Annotated in this window: 5 protein-coding genes and 1 tRNA gene; 4 read left to right on the forward strand and 2 right to left on the reverse strand. The window is 33.1% G+C overall.

Features of this window, described 5'->3' with window-relative positions; genetic code table 11:
* Positions 1-9: 9 nt before the first annotated feature.
* Both ACTG3Y_RS08680 and ACTG3Y_RS08685 read right to left on the reverse strand, forming a co-directional pair.
* The gene (locus tag ACTG3Y_RS08680) at positions 10-1,344 is read right to left on the reverse strand and encodes an MATE family efflux transporter (RefSeq protein WP_439152532.1); all 1,335 of its coding nucleotides are present in this window, start codon (positions 1,342-1,344) and stop codon (positions 10-12) included.
* Positions 1,341-1,841: a GNAT family N-acetyltransferase gene (locus ACTG3Y_RS08685; RefSeq protein ID WP_439152533.1), complete on the reverse strand. Its 501-nt coding sequence runs from the start codon at positions 1,839-1,841 to the stop codon at positions 1,341-1,343. Before ACTG3Y_RS08685 ends, ACTG3Y_RS08680 begins: the two co-directional genes overlap by 4 nt.
* A 35-nt stretch (positions 1,842-1,876) precedes the next feature.
* On the opposite strand from ACTG3Y_RS08685, the gene ACTG3Y_RS08690 reads away from it, so the two are divergent.
* The 4 genes from ACTG3Y_RS08690 to ACTG3Y_RS08705 all read left to right on the forward strand — a co-directional run bounded on the left by ACTG3Y_RS08690 (position 1,877) and on the right by ACTG3Y_RS08705 (position 6,747).
* Positions 1,877-2,674, forward strand: coding sequence for a universal stress protein (locus ACTG3Y_RS08690; protein WP_439152534.1), 798 nt, complete (start codon positions 1,877-1,879; stop codon positions 2,672-2,674).
* Between the two features lie 2 nt (positions 2,675-2,676).
* Positions 2,677-2,750, forward strand: a tRNA-Ala gene (locus ACTG3Y_RS08695).
* Between the two features lie 129 nt (positions 2,751-2,879).
* Entirely contained in the window at positions 2,880-4,364 is a 1,485-nt protein-coding gene (locus ACTG3Y_RS08700; protein WP_439152535.1) for a proton-conducting transporter transmembrane domain-containing protein, read from the forward strand.
* A 1-nt stretch (position 4,365) separates the two neighbouring features.
* Positions 4,366-6,747 carry a DUF2309 domain-containing protein gene (locus ACTG3Y_RS08705; RefSeq protein ID WP_439152536.1) on the forward strand — a complete coding sequence of 794 codons (2,382 nt, stop codon included), beginning with the start codon at positions 4,366-4,368 and terminating at the stop codon, positions 6,745-6,747.
* Positions 6,748-7,018: the final 271 nt, after the last annotated feature.

Genomic DNA, 7,018 nt, shown 5'->3' on the forward strand with positions numbered 1-7,018 from the left:
TATTCAAATTTAAGTGTTTTGAGCAAGAGGTTTAAATGTTTTTCTGAATTTTATAATTAAGGGCAAACCACGTGCAATGATCCAAAGTGTAAACGCAGTAAAAACACCGTAGAGCTTATAATCTAATGCATCTGCCCATAAGATTACTGGAATGAACACCAGCAGGGTTGAGAACAATAAAACATCTCTTAAATATTTCATTCTGCCTAGACCTTTAAAAACACCATCGAAAATAAAGGCTAAAGCGCATAATGGTTGCATGGCGAGTATAATCCAAAATATATTGTAAAACTCTTTTAATACAGTCGGGTCATTACTAAACAGATTGCCTATTGGAAAATATAATAGACCTCCTGTAACACCAATTATTAAGCCGACTATAATTCCGTATTTTATTAATTTATTACTTAATTCAATGAGACTTTTATAGTCATTTGCACCAAACAATTTTCCTGATAAGATATTACCAGCGCTTGCATACCCATCTATTAAGAAGGCGCCTAAGAACCAAAGATTTATTGCAATGGTATATGCAGCGATATAATTGGTACCATATTTAGTGGCAAAGCTTGTTCCAAAATATAGGGCAATATTGAGTGCGATTGTTCTTATGAATAAATTTAGAATCATCAACGCAAATCGCTTTATTTCTGGATTAAAAGGGAACTTCACTAACAGAGGAATATCAGTTTTCTTAAGAAGGTAATATGTTGATAAACCAGCCATTATTAACTGAGCAATAACACTAGCATAAGCTGCACCTTTAATATGCATAGCGGGAATGATGCCTTCAACGCCATATACAAAAACCACATCTAAAATAATATTAGCTGTTGCACCTGTAATAGCTATTAGCATTGGATGATATGTGTTTTGCAAGCCTCTAAATGTACCAAATACAGCGATGGTGAATAGCGTAAACGGAAACCCAAAAACTCTGATATGGTAATAATCAACACTATAATTTAAAATGACATCTGAAGCATTGTAAAGTTTAAAAATTTGAGTGGCAAACGGAAAGGTTACTGCAATAATCAGTAAACTAAGAGACGTAATTAAAAAAATAGCCTGTGCTGGTAAATTTTTAACAGCATCTAATTTATCTGCTCCTAAATACTGAGATACAATAGATGAAATAGCACTGCGAGTTTGCCCTAAAACCCAAATAAGCATAGATAAAAATGTGGTTACGATGCCAACAGCTGCCAAAGATTCCGTGGCATTATTGTCCATATTTCCTATAATTGCAGCATCTGTTAATGAAAGAATAGGTTCAGACACACCAGAAATTAATGCAGGAATAGCAAGTTTGTTAATTTGTTTTAATGTAATTGATGTACTCAAAGGACTAATTCATAACAATGAAAAGGAAAATCACTTTGTTTTGGAAAGTAAATATCACCCAATCGATTATAACCGCGAAGTTCGTAAAACTTTTGGTTTCTTTTGTTCTGTGAAAAGGTATCTAATCTTATAGAGCCATAGTTGTTATCTATGGCATATTGTTCTGCAAAGTCCATGAGTTTTCTAGCGTAGCCTTCTCCTTGCACATTTGGATGAATCGCTAAACGATGTATATAAATATTATTTTCGTTTTTAGTTAACCATTTAATAGGAATGTATTCATCGTCCATAAATGTTGAAATGACAATTGTACCAGATAGTTTATCGTCAATCTCCAAAACATATAATTCTTTTCTTTTTATATCATTTATAAAAGCGGTAGAGTTAGGGTAATGTTCGTTCCATTGATAAATTCCATTGGATATCATCACTTTAGCACAAGCTTTTGTCATATGCATTATTGCATCTATATCATCTAAATTACCTAAACGAATCATTTATAATGTTTACTTTTGCAACAAATTAATAACCTATGAAAACGATATTAGTTCCTGTAGGATCATCAGATAACGCAAAATCTCATTTACAATACGCTGTAGATTTTGCAAAGGCCTTTGGCGCAAAGTTATATGTTGTTCAAATATATAATGTTTATACCAAAGCAGGAACAATGATAAAGGTTGATCATATTATTGAACGTGAATCAAAAGCTTTTTTAGAAGCGCATGTAGCAGCTATTGACACCAAGGATGTTGAGGTATATACAAGAACCTTTAAAGGAAAACTTATAGATACTTTAGAGAAAGTTTGTGAAGCTCTAGATGTAGATTTAATTATATTAGAACCAAGAACTAACTCTATTAAAGATGAGGTTTATTTAGGGAAAACTTCAGGAAAGATTATTAAACGGACTCAAATACCAACTTTGATTGTACCTGAAGGTTATAGTTATAAACCAATTGTTAAAATATTAATTGCGGCTAAATCTGCAATTGTTAAAAAACAAGGCGTTCTAAACCCTTTGAAATCTATTAAAGATAAATTTAAAGCCATTGTAAATATATTATTGGTAAAAACTCCATATCATAAAGAAAATGATTTTGAGCTAAACGATGAGTTAAGTAGTATGATAACAAATACTACTAAAGTAGAGAGTCCTACGACGTTTCAGGCAGTGCTGGAGCATTATAAAAATCATTGTCCAGATTTGTTATGTGTAGTAAGGCGTAAACGAGGGTTTTTCTCAAAGCTTTGGGAAGACGATACAATTTTGAAGAAAGATTTTTATAGCTCTCAAATACCGGTATTAGTGCTTAGTGGTTTAAAGTAAAAGGGGATGTAGCTCAGCTGGCTAGAGCGCTTGACTGGCAGTCAAGAGGTCGTGGGTTCGAGTCCCATCTTCTCCACAAATTTTTCTGAGGTTATTTTTTCTCATAGCCATACATAATATTTATTTATGATTATTATAAAACATATATATAAAAATTTATGAATTAATTATATAATATTTGCAGTGTAATATTAACACTAGCACAATGTTTACAGACAATAATTTAGGATCTCTTAATCCTAGAGTACTTAAAAATAGTAATCAATATCAAAGTACGTTTGGTTTTGCTAAGGTTGCTTCTACAATCCTATGGCTTCTTTTTTTCGCCAATTTAGCCTTTATAGTTTTTAATTCAACAGAAGCATTAAAGTTCGAATATAGAAATGTAATAAGAACTAACGGGTTTACTTTTTTAATATGGACCGTTGTTACATTTTTTAGTGCTATCATCAGTACATATGCCACTAATTATGTTAAAGGTTTTAGATATTATAATCGTTTTCTATTGCTATGCGTTGCCTTTACGGTATCAGTAATGCTTCTTGTAGTATCCAACCATATAGTATTACTGCTTGGAAGTTGGTTGCTTATGGGCTTTTTTATGGCAAGGCTAATAGGTGTAGATAAAGATTGGACAGAAGCAAAAGCTGCCGCTAATTACGCACAGCGCTTTTTCTTTATAGGTTGGTTATGCCTTAGTCTGGGTGTACTATTACCAGCTTTTACTTTAGATATATTTACTTTAGAAAGTATAATATTATCTTGGAATAATCTACCTCTTTACATAACGCTTATTTCCAGTATAGGTGTTATAGTCGCTGCAATGATACAATCTGCGATATATCCATTTCATCGCTGGCTACTTTCTGCTATGACATCTCCAACGCCAGCGTCTGCATTAATGCATGCGGGATTTGTAAATGGATCTGGAATTCTATTAACACTTTTTGCAACCCTTATTGTAGCTTCAAATACTTTCGATATTCTCTTTATAATAGGTGGACTCACCGCAATTTTAGCGCAGTTTACTAAGTTACTACAGGTTAACGTAAAACAAAAATTGGCGTGTTCTACCATAGCTCAAATGGGCTTTATGATTATGCAATGTGGATTAGGTTTCTTTAATGCAGCTATCGTTCATCTAATTTTACACGGCTTCTATAAAGCATACTTATTTCTTTCGTCAGGTGAAGAAATAAAACAAACAGTGCCTCAAAAAGAACTAGATCTAAAAATTAAGCCACTACAGGCGCTTTTGGTATTGGTATTTGGTACACTTGGTGCATTTCTATTTACAACCTTAACAGGCAAGGGTATGGAACTAGATAGTAGTATATTCTTAACACTGATAGTGGCAATTACAGTTGGTCAAATCACCTACAACATCGTAAAACAAAAAAGCTTATCAATGATACAAAAGCTTGTTTGGCCACCCTTACTATTTATAGTAGGTATTGTGATTTATGCATTAATGTACAATGGTATTACAATTTTAATGCATGACACACCAATGGCTGTGGTTGCAATTCCGGTAACACCTTTTGAAATAGGTTTTGGTATTGTATTCCTTATTGGTTTCTTTATAATGAAACTCGGATTTTATCGAAGAATACCTTGGCTATATGTTAAGTTACTTAATATCTCGCAACCGTTTAAAAAGTCAGTATTAACCTATACAAAATCTAATTAATATGTCAGTTAATATTCAAAATAGTATTGAAAAAGCTTCTAAGGTAATAGGTCACACTTGGCCACTTTATTCATTTGTAACATCAAACCCATTGTCAGGATATGAGAAAATGTCTTTTACAAAAGCAACGCAGCACGCTAAGGAAGATTTAGGGGCAAGAGTATTTCCAGATGGTTCTGTTTTCAGTAAAGCTTGTAGTAGCGGTGAAATAGACCCAATTCTATTAGAAAATGCATTAAAAGATAATGGCTTTAGCCAATCTTTAGATTATTATTTAGATCAACTGAAAGGAGAAAATAGTATTATTAAAAAAAGAGAGTCAAGCAAACTAGATATTATCATGTCTAAGTGGTTATCCTCTTTTATGGATGAAGGTATAGCTGAGTGGCAAATGCCAGATAAAAGTGAAGGTTTTTATAGTGCCTGGAGAAAACTAGCCAAATATGACAATGATTTAAACATTAAGAAAACAAGTTCTATTCCTAAAACAAGTTTAGAGGCTCTTGAAATTGTTTTAGCTGAAGTTTCTAAAGATAACTATGAGTCTGTTTTTAGATTTCATTTAGCGGCTTTACCAGGCTGGACAGGCTACATCAATCACAGAAATCATTATAATTCACCATGGCAAGAAGCTTTCCCTATTACTATTCAAGATTACTTGGCAGTGCGCTTATGGATAGCTAAAAACCTGAATTATAATATTGTTCCTACTAAATCGGAGACCTCACCAGACGACTCATTTTCTAAGCTACAACTTACCTTTCTAAAAGCCTGGGAAAAAAGTTTTCAAAAGAGTTTATTAAAAGAGATAGATGTTACAGAAGCGAATCATAGTGAACCATCTACACCAGATGCACAACTTGTATTCTGTATCGATACGCGTAGCGAATTAATTAGAAGACATGTAGAGTCTCAAGGTAATTATGAAACATTTGGTTATGCTGGTTTTTTTGGTATAGCGATGGATTATGAAAATTTAGAGGATGGCATACAGCGAAAATCATGCCCTCCAATCCTAAATTCTGCCTACAAGGTAGAAGAAAAAGCTCAACAGAATAAGTCTGATGTCTTTAAAAAACATCAAAGAAGGACAAAACAAGTTAAGTTTTCTGAGTACTTCAGAAAGCGTATGAAAAACATGTTACCTTCTGCATTTGGTTATGTTGAAGGGTCTGGTTTCTTCTATGGACTATCTATGATTGCCAGAACCTTAATTCCTAATACAATCTATAGTTTTAAGAAAAATAATGTTGTAAAACATGAAGACTTTTGCGAAACTGAGATACACACATGTAAATCGGATTCAAAAGAAACTCAAGGTATTCCAATTGCAGAGCAAGTGGCTATTGTAAAATCTGGTTTTGATTTAATGGGTTGGAAAAATTTTGCCGAGCTAGTTGTGTTTACTGGTCATGGAGGTCATTCAGCCAATAATCCGTTTAATTCGAGTTTAGATTGTGGAGCTTGTGCAGCTAGTCCTGGTAGGCATAATGCACGTATGCTTGCAAAAATGGCAAATAATGAGCAAATAAGGGAGATACTTTTAAATGAGTATAATATTTCAATTCCTAAAAGAACAGTATTCATTGGTGCAGAACACAATACAACAACTGATGAAATAGTATTATTTGATGCTCAGATACCTCAATCGCATCAAAAAGCACTCAAGAATTTGAAGAAAGATTTAATAAGAGTTCAGGAAACAGCAACTCAAGAACGACTAGCTGTTACGACAAGTAGCGTAAAACTTGCTAATATAAAAGCAAGTAGTTGGTCAGAAACACGTCCAGAATGGGGATTAGCAAAAAATGCAGGTTTTGTAGTGGGTTCTAGAGCACTTACTAAAAACAAACACCTAGGAGGTAGATGCTTTTTACACTCGTATGATTGGGAAAAAGACTCTAAAGGAACAGCCTTAGAGGGTATAATGCAAGGTCCTATGGTAGTAACACAATGGATAAATAACCATTACTATTTTTCTACTGTAGACAACAATAAGTTTGGAGGTGGCTCTAAAATAACACATAATGTTACGGGTAATTTTGGTGTGGTACAAGGTAATGGAGGTGATTTAAAAATGGGTTTACCATTGCAGTCTCTCAACGAAACTGATAAGGATATGTATCATCAACCATTACGACTTTCAGTTCTAATACATGCTCCACTGAGCAGAGTGAGTAATATAATTGCCGATAATGCTAACATTAAAGATTTATTAGATAACGAGTGGATTTATTTAATGGTAATGAATCCAGAAGAAAGTAATAGTATTTTGCAATATGATAATAACTTAAATTGGAAATATATTTCAAAAGAGGTTAGTAATAAAAAGGAAATTAAAGAGACTACCAATAAAAGAGTCTTAGAGGAAGTCTTCGCATAAGAATTTATTTAATGAAGTATGTAAAAGTTAGATTTAAAGCCTTCAAAAATTACCCTTATTTGTATTAAGTGATTTAAAATAATATGGCATTAGTTCAGCTGTCCATAAGGCTTTGATAGTAGTATAAAAACCGTTAGTTCGACCGTCATATACTTCGGTATTTTTATGAAGAAAAGTCAATAATTTCGCTAACGACTTGCCTTAATTCTTTTGACAATACTGAAGCTCTCCATGGGTGTTTTGTATTAAACACATGATCTGCTTCATTGAT

The sequence above is a fragment of the Winogradskyella sp. genome, assembly GCF_965656915.1.
Classification (GTDB): Bacteria; Bacteroidota; Bacteroidia; order Flavobacteriales; family Flavobacteriaceae; genus Winogradskyella.

Excerpts from the sequence above, each read along its gene's own strand:
- ACTG3Y_RS08685 (WP_439152533.1), bottom strand. The coding sequence starts at position 1,841 with ATGATTCGTTTAGGTAATTTAGATGATATAGATGCAATAATGCATATG.
- ACTG3Y_RS08690 (WP_439152534.1), top strand. The coding sequence starts at position 1,877 with ATGAAAACGATATTAGTTCCTGTAGGATCATCAGATAACGCAAAATCT.
- ACTG3Y_RS08700 (WP_439152535.1), top strand. The coding sequence starts at position 2,880 with ATGTTTACAGACAATAATTTAGGATCTCTTAATCCTAGAGTACTTAAA.
- ACTG3Y_RS08705 (WP_439152536.1), top strand. The coding sequence starts at position 4,366 with ATGTCAGTTAATATTCAAAATAGTATTGAAAAAGCTTCTAAGGTAATA.